This is a genomic window from Brevibacillus sp. SKDU10 (assembly GCF_001645205.1).
In the GTDB taxonomy this organism is placed as follows: domain Bacteria; phylum Bacillota; class Bacilli; order Brevibacillales; family Brevibacillaceae; genus Brevibacillus_B; species Brevibacillus_B halotolerans.
The window spans coordinates 1-19,194 of record NZ_LSSO01000156.1; the positions used below are offsets into that span (position 1 = coordinate 1).

Here is a 19,194-nt window from a genome sequence, read left to right on the forward strand (position 1 = left end):
GACATCCTGATCTATGATCCAAACGATCATACAAAGCTGTTAGAACGCTTTACTTTCCCGCGTCAACCGCAAGCTCCTCACCTTTGTCTCGCTGATTTTTTACGGCCTGTGGAAACGAATGAGATGGATTACGTAGCTTTCTTGACAGTTACAGCCGGAAAGGGAGTGAGAGATTTAGCGCAGGAATGGAAAGAAAAAGGGAACTATTTGCGTTCACATGTCCTGCAAGCAGTTGCCCTAGAGCTGGCAGAAGCGTTTGCCGAACGAATTCATCATGTTATTCGCGATTCATGGGGCTTTCCAGACCCAGCAGATATGACTATGCTAGAGCGTTTTGGGGCGCGTTATCAGGGAATCCGCGTATCGTTTGGATATCCTGCTTGCCCGGATTTAGAAGATCAAGAAAAACTCTTTAAGCTGTTGTCGCCGCAAGACATCGGAATTCAACTAACAGAAGGCTTCATGATGGACCCTGAAGCATCCGTGTCAGCCATGGTATTTGCTCATCCTGAAGCCCGTTATTTTAATGCGACTCCACCAGTTGGAGCAGAAGTGTGATCATAAACGACGAAAAGGGGGAGTCTCAATGGGAAAACGAGATTTGCGGGCCTATCTCACACAGCACGTACTAGTGGGTGACGGAGCGATGGCTACTCAGTTATACGAGCAGGGAGTTCCTATTGGCGTTAGTTACGAAGAGTTATGCTTAAGTAATCCACAGATAATCCGCAACGTACATGCCGCTTATTATGAAGCGGGAGCACGGCTGATTGAGACGAATACATTTGGGGCTAATCGGGATAGCTTGTCCCGATATGGCCTAGAAAGTAAGGTTACGCGGATGAATCGAGCCGCGGTTACCATTGCGAGGGAAGCGGTCGGAGATGATGCTTTCGTAGTTGGAGCGATGGGTTCAATTATTGCTGGACGTGTCCGCACTAAGCAAATCGACCAATTTAAAGACCAGTTCGAAGAGCAAGCTACTTCTCTTTTGCATGCGGGTGTAGATGGAATTTTGCTGGAAACGTTCTTGGATGTTGATGAATTATTGCTAGCGCTGGAGGTGATACGTCCTCTTACAGAGCTACCCATCATAGCCCAGCTTGCTACATTGGAAGTAGGCACTACGCGTGATGGTCATTCGTTGACTTATGCCTTCCAGCAGATTAAGGATGCAGGAGCGGACGTAATAGGACTCAATTGTCGCTTGGGACCGGCAGAGATCCTGCGTTCCTTCGAAGCAACAGTATGTCCAGATGATGTTTTTCTCTCTGCATTTCCCAATGCAGGCCGTCTTGGCATGGCTGATGGAACCCTTTCTTACAAATCATCTCCAGACTACTTTGCGGAAAGTGCTTTGCGCTTACATGAACAGGGTGTAAGACTAATTGGGGGTTGTTGTGGTACAACGCCGGAACATACCAAAGCGATTGTAGAAAAATTGGCAGGGTGCAAACCGCTGCCACGGGTGAATCCACCCGCTCCTATTCACTCGGAGAGAATTGAGGTGCAGGCTGTCCAAAAACGTCTTCAACCAAGTATTATCGAAGAAGTAAAGCATCATCCTACGATTATCGTTGAGTTCGATCCGCCTAAGGATCTGCATACGGAAGATTTCTTACAGGGCTGTTGTGCTTTACATGATGCCGGTGCGAATGCAATAACGCTAGCAGATAACTCACTAGCAACAGTTCGTATGAGCAATATGGCTTTAGGAGCCATGATGAAGCAATTAGGAATCGAGCCGCTACTTCACATTGCCTGCCGCGACCGTAATCTGATTGGACAGCAATCACATTTAATGGGTCTTCACGCACTGGGGATTGACCAGGTACTAGTTATTACGGGCGATCCTTCACGCTTTGGAGATTTGCCGGGTGCTAGTTCTGTCTATGATGTGAGCTCGTTTGATTTAATTCGTATGGTAAAACAGTTAAATCAAGGCTATGCGTTTTCAGGCAAACAATTGAAGCAGCATGCTCAATTTATTGTCGGGGCAGCATTTAATCCACATGTGCGCCACTTGGACGCAGCGGTGGCTCGTTTAGAAAAGAAGGTTGAGGCTGGAGCCGATTACATTATGACGCAGCCGGTTTATGATGCCGAGACCATTGTACAAATATATGAAGCCACGAAGCATATTCGTGTACCTATCTTTATTGGCATCATGCCGTTAACGAGCTCGCGTAATGCAGAGTTTTTGCATAACGAGGTACCTGGTATCAAGCTGTCCACCTATGCATTAGAACAAATGAAGCTATTTACAGGCGAAGCCGCTCGTCAGGAAGGTAATCGTATGGCAAAGGAACTAATCGATGCAACGCTTCAATACTTTAATGGAATATACTTGATTACCCCGTTCAATTACTACCAGATGACCGTCGAGCTGACCCAATATATCAGGCAACAAGAGCAAGTAAAAGCAGGTTTTAAAGAAGTGTCCAGCTCATAAGGAGCAGGGAGTTAATCATACCGTTTTAATAAAGGAAGACCCTTACAGGAAACGTAGGAGGTCTTCTTCGTTATGTACCTTTTTTACGGTTTTGGACAACGGAATAAATAAAGTGAACCATAACCAAAAAAATCAGAATGCCAAGCAAAATATTTGTGGTCTGTATTGCTTTACTTATCTTGCTTAATTCAGAATGAATGCCGATTAAAGCATTCCCTGTCTTACTGCTGATATCACCAATACTGTGTGCAATATCGTTAAAATATTGACGTAACGAAGAAAAGTCCATTATTTCCCCTCCAACCCAAAAAAGTAGATATTATTGGTTAGTATTCTATATTTGGGTAGATAAACACCAATTTTTCTTCCCAAATGTGACAAAACAGAAAAGAAAGTGAAAAATTTCTCATAAAGTGACAGATATAACTTTTGCATTTAAGCTGAACCCGTTATACTACGGATGTAGAATGAAATAGAGATCATTTTTCTGTATGTTCAAAGGGAAGGAAGTGTTAGAAGCATGCTGCATCCTGTTGCTGAACAGTTAGTTTGTTTCTATGAAATAGGGAATATTGATGATTTTCCAAAGAAAGTAGGCCGAGTGGTTTGTGTAGAAGAAACAGAGGTTGCTCTGTTTCGTTTAGATGATGATCAATTCTATGCAGTGGCTAATCGCAATCCACATCCTAGGGGAGGCACATTAGTAGACGGAATCGTTTCTGATCTATTTTTGTATGACCCTTTGTACGACTGGAAAATTTCGCTGGTAGATGGAACAGTACAAGCTCCTGATCGAGGCCAAGTAGAAGTATACCCTGTAGTGGTCGAAGGAAAAACGGTGAAACTAGGCTTGCCTGCTTGCGATAACTTTTTATCTTAACATACACGTGCCTAACACCTAAGGAGTTGGAGACCTTGTATACTGACACTCTGGAAATAATGGCTAAGAACGCAGTAAAGAAAAAAGAAATGCTGGATAAAAGCATAGCCCGTTATTTGCTACACGCAGCACTGGCTGGCTGCTATGTAGGGATTGGAATCGTATTAATCTTAACGGTAGGTGAGCCCCTGCTACAAGCGGGTTCCCCTCTTACGATGACATTGATGGGCGTGTCGTTTGGGATTGCTTTAACCTTGGTAATTTTTGCTGGTTCTGATTTGTTTACTGGTAATAATATGTATTTCACCATAGGTGCCTTAAGCGGTGTGACTAAATGGAAGGATGCAGGGAAGAACTGGGTGTGGTGCTGGATTGGTAACCTACTCGGTGCAACTGTTTTCTGTCTGATTATTGTAGGTTCCGGCGTGTTTAGTCATGCTTCAAGCGACCATATGCTCTTTTATCTAGCAGCCAAAAAAATGAACTTACCAACTGTGCAATTATTTTTCAGGGGAATTCTTTGTAACTGGTTAGTCTGCTTGTCTATTTGGACAGCGACCCGGGCAAAGGAGGATACAGCGAAACTAATTCTGATTTTCTGGATGTTGTTTGCCTTTATTACCTCTGGCTATGAGCATAGTGTAGCCAACATGACAGTGCTAACGCTGGCGCTAATGCTTCCTCACCCAGAAACCATTACCATTGCGGGCTGGGTTCATAATCTGAGCATTGTTACACTAGGTAATATTGTCGGAGGAGCATTATTTGTAGGCACCATGTACTGGTTGGTATCGCCTATAAAAACCAAGTTTACAAAAGGAAAACAACAGGAAGAACGTAAAGAAATGAAGCAGATAGCCCCAACAGATAGCGCTACTCTGCAAGCGAAATAATATATACTTCATTCGGGTAAGAAAGGTCTGTTCCTCGGCACGTGGGAGCAGGCCTTTTGTATTTTTAATAAGCATCGTCTTAGTAAGATGATATGTGAGGAGCTGACAGAATAATGAGATAACCGGCGGAACAATCTGAATTCAAGCGAGTGCACTTTTCCTACTAAAAAAAACCATCCAAATGGTGTATTGTGGTACTATTACTGTTGATGGTAAACACCATTTACATAAACAATAGAGAGAGAAAACGATATTTTTATTAAAAAGTGGGAGAGATTTACTTGTCTAATAGCACGATAGCGTATATCAAAGTATCCATTGCCATGTCTATTATAGGGAGCTTTGTAGTAGTAAATAAATTTATTTTAGAGCAAATCCCTATTTTTTTAGCATCTGAATTAAGGCTATTGATTGCTAGCCTTATTTTACTGCCAATGTTTTACCGAAAAGAAAGAAGGCTTCCTACCTTATATAAAAAAGATGTTTTTGTTTTGCTTGTACAAAGCTTCGTAGGGATTTTTCTATTTAGCATCTGCTTGCTATATGGCTTGCAATATACGTCCGCTGTGGAGAGCGGAATTGTACTGAGTTGTACTCCAGCTGTAATGGGAGTCATTGCGTACGTTTTTCTTAAAGAGAAATTAGGTTTTGCCAAGATTTCGGGGATTCTGTTAACTATTTTAGGAACGGTTTCCATAAATGTATTCGGAATTATTGCTACGAATAGTATAAGCTTTAGCTCATTATTTGGGAACTTTCTAATTCTTTGTGCTGTTATAGGAGATGCTATCTTTTTTTCATTTGGAAAACTATTATCGAAAGCTTGGTCTCCTTTATCTATCTCAACGGCATTAAGTATTATAGGGGCGATTTTATTTTTACCACTAGCTGTACATGATGCATTAAGCGTCGATCTTTCTGAAATATCCATAACGACTTGGCTGTTGGTTTTCTACACAGCAATTGTCGTAACAATTTTAGCTGTCATTTTAATGAATCAAGGATTAAAAGTGATACCTGCTAGTGTAGCATCCGTGTTTACTGCGTTAACACCGATTACTACGATTTTATTATCGAGCTTAGTGCTGAAGGAAGATATCTATTGGTATCATATTTTAGGAATGGGGTTTGTAGTATTGGGGATTATTGTACTGACCCGAACAAATGAAAAGCCAGTAGGGATGGATGTAGTCAAAACAGACGAAGTTAAATGATAGCTACGTCAATTGAGTGAATGGGTTTGTTCAATGCCATTATAAATAGCCCCCTTGTGGCAGCATCTAAAAAAGGATGAGCGTGCAAGGAGGCTATTTTTATAAATACCTTGTCTTATTTCTATAGCTGATATAAATCCTTATACTTTGTTTCTAAATAATGAACTAGATAGCTTGCATTTACTTTTTCCCCGGTAACGTGCTGCAATAGTTCCTGAGGAGATTTCATTTTTCCGAATTGGTGGATATTCTCGCGTAACCATTGGTTAATCGGCGCAAAATCACCTGCTCGTAAAAGATCGTCGAAATTAGGAAGCTGTTTTTTCATTGCATGCGTAAATTGCGCGGCATAAACATTTCCTAGGGAATATGTTGGGAAGTAGCCCATTAAGCCGCTTGACCAATGAACATCCTGTAAGACACCAAGATCATCGCTAGGTACATCGATGCCTAGGTATTCTTTCATTTTCTCGTTCCAAATTTGTGGTAGCTCTCCTACTTCAATGGTTTCATTGATTAAGCCCTTTTCGATTTCATAGCGGACCATGATATGCAAATTGTAGGTGAGTTCGTCTGATTCCGTACGGATAAAGGATGGTTCCACTAGGTTGGCTGCCCGGTAGAAATCTTGTAAGGCTACACCGGCAAACTGCTCAGGGAAAGCTTGTTGTGCCGCTGGATAGAAATGCTCCCAGAAAGGCAAGCTTCGTCCTACCATGTTCTCCCAAAAACGAGACTGGGATTCATGAACGCCCATCGAAGTGCCGTTACTTAGCAATAGACCATTATAAGCCGCATTTACATTTTGCTCATACATACCATGACCTGCTTCATGAATGCTGCTCCATAATGCATAACGGAAATCCTGTTCATCGTAACGGGTGGTTAGACGGACATCGGTGGAGCCGAAGTGAATGCAGAAAGGATGGGTACTCGTATCCAGGCGTCCAGCTTGGAAATCAAAGCCGATTTTTTTCAACACGAGCTGATTGAATGCTGCTTGATCTGCTTTGGCAAAATGCTTTTCCATAAAGCTAATATTTGGGCGACGATTTGATTCATTGATGGCATGAACCAAAGGAACGGTTTTATCACGCAATAAGGTGAAAATTTGATCTAATTGTTTTACTGTCATACCAGGTTCATATTGATCCAACAGAGTATCATATTTATCTGGCTTCGCTCCCCAGTAATCAATGAATTCCAATTTCATTTTTACGATTTTTTCTAGGTAGGGACGGAACAGGGAAAAATCATTTTTTTCGCGTGCCTCTTCCCAAAGATTTTCAGCTTGGCTTGTAACAAGCACATATTCCTGATAACGGTCGGTAGGAATCTTTTTGTTTAAGTCAAATTCCTTTTTCGATTCTTCCACTAATTTTTGAGTGACCGCATCTAATTGCTTGTAGGCTTGTTCCTCAGTTAGACGTTGTAGGAAATCCTCCATCTGATCGGATGTGGAAAGCTTGAATGCCTCAGTGGATAAGGTCGAAATCACTTCAGAGCGAGCATCCATTCCTTTTTTCGGTGCTTTTGTACGAAGGTCCCAGTATAAGACGGCAGTTGCATTGTTGTACGCCTGAATTTTTTTAGAGAAAGTAGTAAAATCGGCAGCTAATTGATTAATCGTACTCATAGACAGAACGCCTCCTAAAGAAAATTTTCTGATAAAAAATTTTTGTTTGAAAATTATGTATATATAGCGCATCTGCGATATCTTCGCTTACACACGCTAACTGTCTCATTATTATAGCGGATTTTTGGTCTAAGTACATCTATCTTCAGCAAAAGAAAAGCAGTAATTTATTTGTTCGCTTTACGTTTTGAATAACTGATGAAGATATAGCCAATAAAGAAAATAGCTATGATAGGCGCCATGAGCATAGTCCAGTTCATCTCACTATTATGGCTATCTTTAGCTTGTGCGATCTCTTTTAAAGAGCCAGCGACGACATCCATTTGTTTTTGGCAGCCATCCACTGAGTCCTGTTATCATTTCACCATTCTAAATCTCTGCCTACTAATTAAAGCAGCTATCAAAATAAGTCCGATCATTTTTATACGACCGATGATGTCCACGCCCTTTGTTGTGAAAATATAGAAATCTTATACATGAATGACGGATCATGTTGGATAAAATTTCAGGAAAGGTGGGACGTGGTTGAAGAGATTCGAGTTGATTGTAGACTTTTCTCTTTTATCATGGCGAGTTTGTTTGTATAATCGTACTGGTAGAGAAGCGTAAGGAAGAATTTGATTGCTATAGGAGAATGAATAAATGACTCAATCACAAGCGAATTGGGAGAATGAAATTACGAGACGGCGTACATTCGCTATCATTTCCCACCCGGATGCCGGGAAAACGACGATGACTGAAAAATTATTGTATTATGGAGGCGCTATTCGAGAAGCCGGCGTGGTGAAAGGGCGTAAAAATTCGAAGCATGCTACTTCCGACTGGATGGAGATTGAGAAAAAACGTGGTATCTCAGTAACCTCCTCTGCGATGGACTTTGAATATAAAGGACACCATATTAACATTTTGGATACACCTGGTCATGAAGACTTTAGTGAAGATACGTACCGTACATTGACTGCTGCTGATGCCGCGGTCATGATCATTGACGTAGCAAAAGGGGTAGAGGCGCAGACCATTAAGCTGTTTAAGGTTTGTCGGATGCGTGGAATTCCTATTTTTACCTTTATCAACAAATTGGATCGTCATGGAAAGGACCCGTTCTCTCTTTTAGAAGAACTAGAGAATGTTTTGGGAATCCGCTCTTATCCAATGAACTGGCCAATCGGTATGGGGAGCGATCTTTGCGGTGTATACGACCGAATGAAAAATCGCGTTGAGCTGTATCAGGATGGTAGCGATCACCAGGAGATATCCTCTGTTGAGGTAAGTGGACCTGATGATCCTAAAATTAAGAGTAGCGTAGGCGAGGTTTTGTACGATCAGCTTCAAGAAGAGGTTTCATTGTTAGATATCGCTGGTGATGAATACGATGATTCGCTGATTGCTAAAGGGGAGCTAACCCCGGTATTTTTCGGTTCGGCGATCAATAACTTCGGCGTGCAAACCTTCCTGGAAAATTTCTTGCAGATGGCGCCATCACCTTCACCAAAGAAAAGTACGATCGGCGAGATTGATCCATTAAATGGTAAATTCTCTGGTTTTATCTTTAAAATTCAGGCGAACATGAATCCGGCACATCGGGACCGTGTAGCATTTATGCGAATTTGCTCAGGTAAGTTCCAAAGAGGAATGAATGTTCGTCACGTGCGGCTAGGCAAGGACATTAAATTGGCTCAACCCATGCAATTTATGGCGCAGGATCGCGAAATTGTTGAGGAGTCATTTGCTGGTGACGTGATTGGATTATTTGACCCAGGAATTTTTCAAATTGGAGATACACTCTGTGTTGGGCCTGCATTTGAATATGAGGAAATGCCTCATTTCTCTCCAGAATTCTTTGCTAAGGTGACCGTTAAAGATGCGATGAAGCACAAGCAATTTCAAAAAGGCGTCATGCAACTGACAGAAGAAGGTACTGTGCAATTGTTTAAGACCCATCCATGGGAAGAACTCATTCTTGGGGTGGTTGGTGTCTTGCAATTTGAAGTACTGGAGTATCGCTTGAAGGCAGAGTACGGCGTTGATATTGAATTACAACGCATGTCCTATCAGATTGCTCGCTGGATCGAAGGAGATAAAGAGGCTATGGATGCGGTTAAATCCCGCAGCCAATCCGTTACAGATCGTTATGGTCGTCTAGTCATGCTCTTTGATAGTGAATACCAATTGCGCATGTCACAGGAAAAATATCCGAAGCTTACTTTCCATGAGAGTTCACTAGGATTACACCGTGTAACGGACTAACGTACAAAAGCAATTGCTAGAAGACGCAAGGGATGCAAAGACATCCTTTGCGTCTTTCTTTGTATAAAAAGGTTTTTTCATTCATGAAGCGGACAGCCACTCTCATATAGTGAAAAGAGCAGTAGCAAAGGAAGGAGTGGAAATTGTTTTGCGGAGAAAGTATGCCCTTTGGTTGCTGTTTGTCATTTTGTTTTTGGCCTCGTTCGACATGCATGCACAAATGCCTCTCTTGTCACCCTTTATTGAAGAATTAGGAGCCCCTGCTTTGCTAATTGGACTTTTGTTAAGCGCGTATTCCTTCACTAACCTGATTGGCAATTTGACAGCAGGACCTATCATTGATCGTTATAGCAAAAAAGGATTTATTAGCGCAGGCTTGATGATCTCAGGAATTCTATTAATGCTGCATGGGATTATTGATAGCTCTACGGAATTGCTCGGTATTCGTTTGACCTATGGGTATGTGATGGCTTTTGTTTCTCCAGCTTGCTTTGCGGTACTCGCCTCATCTGCGGATACGATTGATGAGCAAAATAAAATATTTGTGCAAAAGGGGATTATTCTGACCTTTGCTTCCATTTTGTCACCAGCGGTCGGGGGATTTCTCGCAGGAAGATTTGGATTTGCTAACTCCTTTGTCATTCTGGGTTGGGTAATGCTAATCACAGGGCTAATTGCATTGCTCTTTTTACCCAAGCATAGTGGCGATGCAAGGAGGGTGAATCCTGAGGAATATGTATTCAAGGAAGAGGTGCAGGAACAAAAGCAGGGCCACCAAAACAGCCTGAGTCAAAAGAAAACAGTAAAAGCAACGCTACAGGTGATATTCGGAAGCGTCGGGATGTATCCCGCTTTCTTTTCTGCCTTTGCTATCATGTATGCGCAAGGGACTATGATGTATGAAGTACCGCTATTAATTGCACGTCAGCATTTAGATCCTACAGTCACTGGAATGGTTTTTAGCATGATGGGAATAGGCTCATTGCTTACATTAAGCATAGCGCGGATTCAACGTAAATCGCCTGTGGTTCGCTGTTTAATTGGTTTATCTATTTTGAGTGCAATGTTTTATGCGACAGCAATGAATTGGAATGTCTCGATTTACTGGATGATGTTTTTAGTGGGGGGAGCCTTTGGTCTGTTATTTCCTGCAATGACAACCATTTTAACCTCTTATGCACCACGTCAGCTCTACGGAACCGCATTTAGTTTTTACTCTGCTATTATGTCTGCTGGAGCTATATTAAGTCCGATAGTGGCTGGAATATTTGATAATATCAGTCGCTCATTTTTTACTGGATTTCTCGTGCTGATGACGGCGAGTGTGTGTTGCATCCTGTTTCAGGATAAAAAGTGGCAAGCAGTCTCTCCGGTGCGGCGCTAATATGGCGCCATGACGGGGAGAATTTTCATTTTTTGAGGAGTGAATTGTCATTACATGGTAAATCTATTAGAGAACGAGGACAAATTAAAAACTTCTTGTGCAAATTGTTACGAAACTATTGCTAGTATGGCTTTTAGCCTCCATACTAAAACTAATTTTGTTAAGGAGGAATGTACATGTCTACAAAACGCAGCATGTGGTCATTATCAACTACTGCTCTCGTGCTTATTCCAGTAGCAGTTGGTGTAAATTACATCGGTAAGCTGTTTGCTGGACTCTTAAAACTACCTCTGTGGCTGGATGCTATTGGAACGGTGCTGGCTAGTTTGCTTGCGGGTCCTATTATCGGGGGATTGTCTGGACTTATTAACAACATTATTTATGGTTTAACAGTGGACCCGATTTCTTTTGTATATGCTATAACGAGTTTGTGTATGGGCTTGGTTGCAGGGGCAATGGCTTTTAAGGGCTGGATAAACAGTTGGGGTAAGGCGGCGGTTGTTGGATTAACTGTTGGGGTCACCGCTGTACTTATTTCTACCCCATTAAATGTATGGTTCTGGGGAGGGCAGACAGGGAATTTATGGGGCGATATTGTGTTTGCTTCTGTAATGAACAAGACACAATCCATCTGGCTTGCTTCTTTCTTGGATGAACTAGTGGTGGACGTTCCTGATAAACTCTTAACGGTTTTGGTTGCCTATGGTATATATCGCGTATTGCCAAAGAGCCTTATTCATATGTACAAAAACAAGTCAGATATTGAGTCACTGGATTAAGTTGGTAGATAAGAGGTGTAGAAACCATGAAAACAGTAAGTCTATATGTTCAAAAGGATACGGTCATACACCAGATTGATCCGATTACCAAGATGTTCTATATTGTTTTTGCTATATTGGTACCTATTATTTTACCGACTCTGTACACTGCATTGTTTGGGATGCTGGTGAGCTTCCTTATTTTATGGATTGGCAAAGTGTTCAGACGCGCTTTGGCAGTCGTTAGCTTTGTTGGATTTGTGCTGATAACCATTGTGCTTATCCAAGGTTTTTTTCATGTGAAAAATCAAACAGTACTATTTCATATTGGCTCCTGGGCGTTTTATCAGGAAGGACTCCTATATGCGCTGGGGATTTGTTTTCGCGCCCTTAATATTGTAGGAGCCTTTCTCATTCTTGTCCTGACGACGAAACCGTCCGATTTAATTGAATCGCTTGTCCGAAAAGGGCTGTCGCCTCGCTTCGGATATGTATTAAGTTCTGTATTTCAAATTATCCCACAAATGATGGCAACAATGGAAACGATTACAGATGCACAGCGATCGCGAGGAATGGAGACACAAGGAGGACTGCTGACCAGAATGAAAGCATTTGTTCCACTAATCGGTCCGGTTGTATTAAGCTCGCTCATTGATACGAAGGAACGAAGCCTCGCCATACAGGTTCGCGGATTTAATGTGGCCGGTCCCAAGACGTTCTTGCAGGAAGAAACACAATATGCACATGGAAAAATGTTACGAGCACTCATGGGAGTATGCATAGTGATTGCGATTGTTTGGAGGGTTATCGGATGAGTCACATTGAGATTAAACAGCTAAAATATCGGTACCCGATGAGCGAACAATTGGCGTTAGATGGTGTGAGCATCACAGTGCAACGTGGTGAGTTCCTTGGTGTGATCGGACAAAATCGAGCGGGTAAATCAACATTCTGCCAAGCATTAACTGGCCTAGTCCCTCATTTTTATAAAGGAGCCTATGGGGGCAGTGTGATGATTGATGGCACGGATGTGGGCAAAGCAGGAATTGACGAAACCATACGCAAGGTGGGCATTGTCTTTCAGAATCCTTTTACACAGGTGACAGGTGCTAAGCTAACGGTGTATGAAGAAATTGCGTTTGGATTGGAACAATTGGGTGTGCCTCGTCAACAGATGATGGAGAGAATTGATCAAGTCCTCCATTTGTTAGATATCGAGGAATGCAAGGACCGAGCCCCATTTGACTTGTCAGGTGGTCAGATGCAACGCATGGCAATTGCTAGTGTTATTGCTATGCGTCCTCAGGTGATCGTGCTGGATGAACCTACGTCTCAGCTAGATCCCCAAGGCTCCGAGGAGGTTTTTCGTGCTATCCATAGTTTGAGTCAAGAAGGCATGACCGTCATATTGGCTGAACACAAAATGGAAAAGCTGGCCGAATATGCTGACCGTATTGCTTTATTTCATCAGGGAAAATTGATTGATGTGGATACACCGTCCCGCCTGTTTTCACGCGATGATTTGGTTCAGTATGATATTCAACCACCTGTCTATACCAGAGTATGTCGTGAATTAGGGCTAAAGGTACTTGGTGCAAATACATATCCTGTTACATTAGAGGAAGCACAGCGTTCGTATGAGGCATATCAGCAACCAAATAGGCAAGGAACGGCTGAAGGACAACAAATGCCAGATTCCTTGAAAACAACAATAAAGCCTATCGAGCCCCATGGGCAAAAAAGTTTGCAGTCTAATGAGGGTGACCAGCATGATTAAACTAATGGATGTTCGTTTTGGTTATCAAAATGGGCGGGAAGTACTTAGAGGAATATCGCTTGCCTTTGACCAACGCACAACAGCTATTATTGGTCAAAATGGTGCGGGGAAAACAACGTTCGTCAAGCTGCTAAAAGGCTTATTGCAGCCAACAGCGGGTAACATTCTCATTGGAGAGGTTGATACAAAAACAGCAACGGTAGCTCAGCTTGCTGGTTCAATTGGGCTCGTCTTTCAAAATCCACATGATCAGATTTTTAAAAGAACGGTATTAGACGAAGTGATGTTTGGTCCCCTACAGCTCAAGGTAGACGTGCAAACGGCAAAGCAGCGTGCCAAGGAGGCATTGCAGCTAGTAGGCTTGTGGGATCGTCATGCAGAGAATCCACATGATCTGGGACTATCGGAGAAAAAACTAATTACCATCGCATCTGTGGTTGCTATGAATACGGAGGTTATCATTTTAGATGAGCCAACAATAGCACAGGACGATGCTGGAAAACGGCGGATTGCTGAAATTATTAGGCAATTGAACAAGGAAGGCAAACTAGTGCTGGCTATTTTGCATGATATGGATTTTGTGGCTGCCCATTTTGAGCGAACAATTGTTTTGAACGAGGGGCAGGTACTAGTTGACGCGGACACTCGCCATGTCTTTTCCAATCAGGAGCTTTTGCAACACGCAGGATTGGACACGCCTTATGTAACTCAACTGGGCAAAAAGTTAGGGGAAGCTGAAACCGTCCTGACAGCGGAGGAACTGATCAAAAGATGGTCAAGTAAGAGCAAGTAGTACGCGTTAGCCTGTTTTGTAACTGATCAAAATTTATCGAAAAGCCCACGATTTCCATCGCAGAAGAGAGATCATGGGCTTTTCGTGTGTAAATAGAGCTTCATCTTTTCACGAAATAATTGTGGATAGGAGGAGAGCTGTTCATAATAAGAGCGTACCGAGGAAGATTCTTGTGACGTATTCTTCCGATTGGTTTAGTCGATTATGAGAACATAATTCGTTGGTGGGGGATTTTACTCATTCTTTCTGCTGGTGTACCAAAGTTTTTTTATTTTATATGCCTTACATTTTTAGTAAGTTAGTCATTTTCTTACCTTTTGGATAAAAAATAATCGTTATCTACAATTGTTTGTATAAGTAGACTGTGGTATCATGTTTTTTGTAAGCGATACCATTTGTACGGCGTGTTACTAGTTAGACTAGGCATAAGCCAAATGAACGGAGCAATTCTTCCGTTTTTTTGCCTTATGCCTTTTTTATTTTATTCTTTAATTTTTAATGCGCTTACATAACCTAGCTGTACCTATTTTGAATCAATAGGTAACGTGCATCGCCAAGAACTGTTAGGAGGAACTACCATGATAAGACACAAAAACAAACTGATCCTTTCATTAGCGCTGGCACTCTCTGTATCTCCTCTCACTAGCGCATTTGCTCAAGGAGAAACAACTCCTGTTGTAAAAAACGAAACAACAGCACAACGGATACAGCATCTGGTTGATTCCACAATTGACCTGTTTCGCAATAGCTCTCAAAAAGATAAATTTGCACTAATGGAAAAAAATCTGAAGGAAGCAAGCTCCTTAGACCCGTTTAACATGGAGTTAAAATTTTATTTGGCCTCAACCTTGGTTTTTCAGAAGAAAGTAGAAGAGGCTGTGGGCATCTACAAGCAAATTGTTAATTTCCAGCCTAAACATTTTGAGGCAAATCTATTGTATGGTGTTTATTCAAAGGTAAATGGCGATGAGGCTACATATCAAAAATCCATGGCTGCATTACAAAAGATTGATCCACAGCGAGCAGCAGCTTTCCAAGCGAAGCTACAGGCGGCAGATGGATATTTAAAAACGGAACTGAATACCACAGTGCCTCAAAACCTGCCTCAAAAAAATCATGCGATTATCATTTTAGGCTTTGCACTTGAAAATGATGGCTCTATGAAACAACCATTAATTGAACGTTTACAAGCTGGATTAGCTATTGCAAAAAAATATCCTCATTCAAAAATTATCGTTACAGGTGGCTCGCCAAAAAATGGTATTACAGAAGCGGAAGCGATGAGCAAATGGTTGTTGGAAAAAGGTGTAGATCAGAATCGGATTGTATTAGAAAAAAGTGCATCTGATACAGTTGAAAACGCATTATGCACAACGGCTATTTTAGAGACTATGGGGATTACTGATGCGACTCTGGTAACAAATGCAACACATATGCGTCGAGCTCTGTCTGGCTTCCAAGCATCTAGTGATCACTATGCGCGCCTCATGGGAAAAGAAAATAAACGTACCTTTACGAACATGGTATATATGGATTACCCGTCTGCTGAAAAAGCAAAGCAAGTAACCAAGGATGAAAAGCTAGGGATTTACCGTGATCTATTACGCACCTCAGGAATCTGGGCATTCCCAGGCTATCAGCGTTAATAGAACAAATAAAGACGGAAAAGCCCCGTTGAATGGGGCTTTTCCTTTATGTCGAACAGTAGAATGATAGAGGAACATGTATATATATTTATGATCCTTCTAACACTTTTAGGGTAGTATCTACTTTGGCTGAGCGTTTGTCCTTATTATATCTTTGCGTCCAAATACCATCTGAGTTTTAACAAGAAGTAGGAGAATGGGAGAAGAGGTGCAGCATGGAAATTAAGGTGGATGTAAAAGGCAATTCAAAAGTTGCCATTATATCAAGCGGCAGCATCGTCATTCAGAATGTAAACGATGCTTTGGATTTAATAGCAAACGTAGGATATAATGGATGCGAGAAAATGCTTTTGAGAAAAGAGCACCTGACTGAGGAGTTCTTTGATTTAAAAACAGGTCTTGCAGGTGAAATTTTACAAAAGTATACAAATTATAAAATGAAGGTTGCACTGGTTGGCGAATTTGACTCCTATAACAGCAAGAGTTTGAACGACTTTATATACGAATGCAACAAAGGAAAACAGGTGTTTTTCAAACGAACAGAAGAAGAAGCGTTAGAAGCGCTACATGGTATAAATACGTAAAAATGAGCGGTGTCAGATCAGTATTTTTCGCAATCATTCCACATAGATGCACAATCCAAACGATAGCAAATCACTAGAAAAAGACCATCTAAACTTACTAGATGGTCTTTCTTTTCATTACTCATCTCCTGTCGCCACAGGGCTATCTGGATAGGAGGACCAATCGCTCCAGCTTCCTCCGTACAGCTTCGCATCGGGTCGACCGGCTCTCATAAGCGCTAGGAGATTAACGCATGCTGTTACACCCGATCCACAGTACACAATAATTTGTTCTTGCTGTAATAACTCACCGAAATAATTTTGCAGTTGTTCTTTCGTTTTTAATGTACCGTCTGCTTGCAGGGTATTTTTGTAAAAGAAACACTTGGCTCCGGGAATGTGTCCCGCCTTAGGGTCCAATGGTTCCATATCCCCACGATAGCGCTCCGGGGCACGAGAATCCAGAAGAGGTGTAGAAGACTCCCGTTGGACCACTTCATTCTTGGTAAGGAGCATATCTGATTGGACATTAGCTGTGAAGGAACGCGGCTTTCTATGCAGGATTTCTGTACTAGTCGGATAAATAGCTCTGTTCCATGCGGCATAACCACCATCCAGTACATATACCCGCTCATGTCCAACGTAGCGTAACATCCACCACAAGCGTGCTGCCATTGCCAAATCATCCCCGTCATAGGCGACAACGGTTGTATGTTGGTCAATACCGATTCGGGAAAATAAGGCTTCCATAGCGGCAATGTTCGGCAATGGATGGCGTCCACCATGTCCCTGCTCTGTTTTTTGGCCGGATAGGTCTGACTCCAAGCTGATGTAGGCGGCCCCTGGAATATGCCCTGCATCGTATTCAGCACGCCCTAGCTCTGGTTGTCCGAGTATAAAACGGCAGTCAAGTATTACAACTGAAGGATCGTTCAGGCGTTCATAAAGCCAATCAGCTTGCACCATGGGATCTTGCAGCTTACCCTGTAACATTTCATCCCTTCTCTCCAAACAAGATCGAAATATTGCCTTTTTTCTACTATAACAGATTAAAAGTTGTTTCGTCTTTGAAAAGAATGATACATTGAGGTATAGAGGGGCATACCTTTCTATTTTCATGAAATACATATGATTGAGAGCAAGAAAACATGTTGGTTTTTTAGAGATTGTCACATTCATAGGTTAGGTAGATTAACAGGTAGGAGGATACCATGATAAAAGCGCTAGTGTTTGATTTTGACGGAACCATCTTGGATACGGAATGGACATTATATCAATCATTTAAGGAAATTTATGATTCTTATGGTGTAATACTTCCTGTTGATCTATGGTCACAAGGGGTGGGGAGTGAGCTTGTATTTGACCCTTTTGCTCATTTAGAAGAGCTGATTCAAGCTCCGATTGACCGAGTTGCAACAGAAGATAAATGGCTGAATCGTCACAGAGAATTGTTGCAGACAACAGATTTGCGCCCAGGTGTACGGGATTATTTAGAAGCAGCGCGTAATCTAGGGTTAAAAATTGGTCTTGCCTCTAGCTCCCCACGCTCCTGGGTAGACCCTCATCTAAAGAAATATGGTATACGTGATTATTTTTCTTGTGTGTTAACCAAGGATGATGTGCTGCAAGTCAAACCTGACCCAGAGCTTTACACAAAAACGCTAGAGTGCCTTGGAGTAAGACCCTATGAAGCAATTGCTGTGGAGGATTCAGTCACTGGGGCGAAAGCTGCCAAAGCGGCTGGAATGTACTGTATGATTACACCGCATGAGCTATCTCGTAAGCATATTTTTGCAGAGTATGATGTGCGGCTGGAATCTCTTGCGGAGAGACAGTTGGAGCAGGTGTTAGAAGATTTTACATAACCCTCTTGTAAAGAATCGATTTTTCATATAAGCATGCGCTATTAAAATTCCATACAAAAACCCTTCTGATGCCCAGCCCTTTTTAAGACGGGACTAGCAGAAGGGTTTTGATTTGTTATCTACATCGGTGTTCATTCTGTTATTGACGTTTACCAAGGAAGACGACATCGTCATCATCTGAAATGGAATGTTCGCGAGGCTTGTTCTGAAAAGGCCCGTTTTTATGCGGCACGCTATTGGTAAAAACATGAGGGCTATTGCCATTTTTCAGTCCTTGGATAAACCGACTAGCTTTCCCTGCTATAACAAGTGCCACTACGGCAATCAATACAATTGGAATTAAAGCTAACATCGCTAAAATGAGTAAAAATTTCATCTTGGTCTCCCCTTTAAGTCGGTTAGTAATATATACGAAATAGGAGCAGGGAAGTTTCAGGCTTGTAAATATTTTTGAAAAGGTGTAAAGTCAATTTCTTTTTCTTTTAAATGGGCAATCAAAAATTTATGATCACGTTTTGGCGTTGCGATGATATATCCGCGAATGATTAGCTCTGTTGTCATATGCTCAGCTTTTTCATCTAGTGCCAACTGTCCAATTTTAGCAGCAATGGTACGTCTTGCAACGGGACGGAACAATTCAGGCACAGGGCTTACCAGTTCGTTTAATAGCTGAAGGCTATCGTCATCCCACATATGACTAGTCTGATCAATAAAGTGATCTTGCCAATCTAATTCCGATTTACCATCTTGCTTAGGCATTGATTTTAGAAATTTTCGGAACATAAAATAGCCACCAATGGCAAACAGACCAACTAGCACAATAGTCCAACCGACAATAAACCAGGAAAACAATCCGTTCACAAGCTACACCTCGTTATCGTTATGCTTCTTACTATCCGTAATTTAACTATCGATCTAATATTTTCATTGTACAACAAATATTTCGTTTTTTTAAGAGGAGGAATAGGCCGAAGCTACCCAACTCACACCAATTACCTATACTGAATTGCCTAATCAAGGATTTTCTCTTTCCAATTCTACACGAAATGAGTAAGATAGATAGTACAAATAGCTGTTGGAAAAGGG

20 protein-coding genes are annotated in these 19,194 nt (G+C 41.8%); 14 read left to right on the forward strand and 6 right to left on the reverse strand.

The window, feature by feature from the left end:
- Together AYJ08_RS12530 and AYJ08_RS12535 are read left to right on the forward strand one after the other, a co-directional pair.
- A partial coding sequence (locus tag AYJ08_RS12530) for a vitamin B12 dependent-methionine synthase activation domain-containing protein (RefSeq protein WP_304439630.1) occupies window positions 1-558 on the forward strand: 558 nt, incomplete at its 5' end.
- A gap of 28 nt (window positions 559-586) precedes the next feature.
- The gene (locus AYJ08_RS12535) at window positions 587-2,452 is read left to right on the forward strand and encodes a bifunctional homocysteine S-methyltransferase/methylenetetrahydrofolate reductase (RefSeq protein WP_064018007.1); all 1,866 of its coding nucleotides are present in this window, start codon (window positions 587-589) and stop codon (window positions 2,450-2,452) included.
- A gap of 70 nt (window positions 2,453-2,522) precedes the next feature.
- On the opposite strand, the gene AYJ08_RS12540 is transcribed toward AYJ08_RS12535, so the two are convergent.
- Window positions 2,523-2,741, reverse strand: a complete 219-nt coding sequence (locus AYJ08_RS12540; protein WP_064018008.1) for a hypothetical protein — start codon at window positions 2,739-2,741, stop codon at window positions 2,523-2,525.
- Window positions 2,742-2,972: 231 nt separating this feature from the next.
- Here AYJ08_RS12540 and nirD point away from each other — a divergent pair, with 231 nt between their 5' ends.
- The 3 genes from nirD (at window position 2,973) to AYJ08_RS12555 (ending at window position 5,439) form a co-directional block, all read left to right on the forward strand.
- Entirely contained in the window at window positions 2,973-3,332 is a 360-nt protein-coding gene (gene nirD, locus AYJ08_RS12545) for a nitrite reductase small subunit NirD (RefSeq protein ID WP_003338097.1), read from the forward strand.
- A gap of 35 nt (window positions 3,333-3,367) precedes the next feature.
- Window positions 3,368-4,225, forward strand: a complete 858-nt coding sequence (locus tag AYJ08_RS12550; protein WP_064018009.1) for a formate/nitrite transporter family protein — start codon at window positions 3,368-3,370, stop codon at window positions 4,223-4,225.
- A gap of 281 nt (window positions 4,226-4,506) precedes the next feature.
- Complete coding sequence (locus tag AYJ08_RS12555; protein WP_064018010.1) at window positions 4,507-5,439, forward strand: DMT family transporter; 933 nt, start codon at window positions 4,507-4,509, stop codon at window positions 5,437-5,439.
- A gap of 121 nt (window positions 5,440-5,560) precedes the next feature.
- On the opposite strand, the gene AYJ08_RS12560 is transcribed toward AYJ08_RS12555, so the two are convergent.
- Together AYJ08_RS12560 and AYJ08_RS23535 are read right to left on the reverse strand one after the other, a co-directional pair.
- The gene (locus AYJ08_RS12560; RefSeq protein ID WP_064018011.1) at window positions 5,561-7,075 is read right to left on the reverse strand and encodes a carboxypeptidase M32; all 1,515 of its coding nucleotides are present in this window, start codon (window positions 7,073-7,075) and stop codon (window positions 5,561-5,563) included.
- A gap of 167 nt (window positions 7,076-7,242) precedes the next feature.
- Window positions 7,243-7,419, reverse strand: a complete 177-nt coding sequence (locus AYJ08_RS23535) for a hypothetical protein (RefSeq protein ID WP_157452861.1) — start codon at window positions 7,417-7,419, stop codon at window positions 7,243-7,245.
- Window positions 7,420-7,717: 298 nt separating this feature from the next.
- On the opposite strand from AYJ08_RS23535, the gene AYJ08_RS12565 reads away from it, so the two are divergent.
- The 8 genes from AYJ08_RS12565 (at window position 7,718) to AYJ08_RS12600 (ending at window position 16,264) form a co-directional block, all read left to right on the forward strand.
- Window positions 7,718-9,322, forward strand: coding sequence for a peptide chain release factor 3 (locus tag AYJ08_RS12565; protein ID WP_064018012.1), 1,605 nt, complete (start codon window positions 7,718-7,720; stop codon window positions 9,320-9,322).
- 148 nt (window positions 9,323-9,470) lie between these two features.
- Window positions 9,471-10,706: an MFS transporter gene (locus tag AYJ08_RS12570; RefSeq protein ID WP_064018013.1), complete on the forward strand. Its 1,236-nt coding sequence runs from the start codon at window positions 9,471-9,473 to the stop codon at window positions 10,704-10,706.
- 176 nt (window positions 10,707-10,882) lie between these two features.
- Window positions 10,883-11,485, forward strand: coding sequence for a hypothetical protein (locus tag AYJ08_RS12575; RefSeq protein WP_064018014.1), 603 nt, complete (start codon window positions 10,883-10,885; stop codon window positions 11,483-11,485).
- Between the two features lie 26 nt (window positions 11,486-11,511).
- Window positions 11,512-12,279 carry an energy-coupling factor transporter transmembrane component T family protein gene (locus AYJ08_RS12580; protein WP_064018015.1) on the forward strand — a complete coding sequence of 256 codons (768 nt, stop codon included), beginning with the start codon at window positions 11,512-11,514 and terminating at the stop codon, window positions 12,277-12,279.
- Window positions 12,276-13,241 (forward strand): energy-coupling factor ABC transporter ATP-binding protein, encoded by a 966-nt coding sequence (locus tag AYJ08_RS12585; RefSeq protein ID WP_064018016.1) that lies wholly within the window; start codon window positions 12,276-12,278, stop codon window positions 13,239-13,241. The genes AYJ08_RS12580 and AYJ08_RS12585 overlap by 4 nt, the downstream gene beginning before the upstream one ends.
- Window positions 13,234-14,034, forward strand: coding sequence for an energy-coupling factor ABC transporter ATP-binding protein (locus AYJ08_RS12590; protein ID WP_064018017.1), 801 nt, complete (start codon window positions 13,234-13,236; stop codon window positions 14,032-14,034). The genes AYJ08_RS12585 and AYJ08_RS12590 overlap by 8 nt, the downstream gene beginning before the upstream one ends.
- A gap of 578 nt (window positions 14,035-14,612) precedes the next feature.
- Entirely contained in the window at window positions 14,613-15,680 is a 1,068-nt protein-coding gene (locus AYJ08_RS12595; RefSeq protein WP_064018018.1) for a YdcF family protein, read from the forward strand.
- Between the two features lie 215 nt (window positions 15,681-15,895).
- Window positions 15,896-16,264, forward strand: a complete 369-nt coding sequence (locus AYJ08_RS12600) for a DUF4180 domain-containing protein (RefSeq protein WP_064018019.1) — start codon at window positions 15,896-15,898, stop codon at window positions 16,262-16,264.
- 117 nt (window positions 16,265-16,381) lie between these two features.
- On the opposite strand, the gene AYJ08_RS12605 is transcribed toward AYJ08_RS12600, so the two are convergent.
- Complete coding sequence (locus AYJ08_RS12605; RefSeq protein WP_082890941.1) at window positions 16,382-17,236, reverse strand: sulfurtransferase; 855 nt, start codon at window positions 17,234-17,236, stop codon at window positions 16,382-16,384.
- A 218-nt stretch (window positions 17,237-17,454) separates the two neighbouring features.
- Here AYJ08_RS12605 and AYJ08_RS12610 point away from each other — a divergent pair, with 218 nt between their 5' ends.
- A complete protein-coding gene (locus AYJ08_RS12610) occupies window positions 17,455-18,108 on the forward strand; it encodes an HAD family hydrolase (protein ID WP_064018020.1) in 654 nt (217 codons plus the stop codon).
- Between the two features lie 139 nt (window positions 18,109-18,247).
- Here the strand turns inward: AYJ08_RS12610 and AYJ08_RS12615 are convergent, their stop codons facing one another.
- Both AYJ08_RS12615 and AYJ08_RS12620 read right to left on the reverse strand, forming a co-directional pair.
- The gene (locus AYJ08_RS12615) at window positions 18,248-18,484 is read right to left on the reverse strand and encodes a hypothetical protein (RefSeq protein ID WP_064018021.1); all 237 of its coding nucleotides are present in this window, start codon (window positions 18,482-18,484) and stop codon (window positions 18,248-18,250) included.
- A gap of 56 nt (window positions 18,485-18,540) precedes the next feature.
- Window positions 18,541-18,969: a DUF2621 domain-containing protein gene (locus AYJ08_RS12620; RefSeq protein WP_003338078.1), complete on the reverse strand. Its 429-nt coding sequence runs from the start codon at window positions 18,967-18,969 to the stop codon at window positions 18,541-18,543.
- Window positions 18,970-19,194 lie beyond the last annotated feature (225 nt).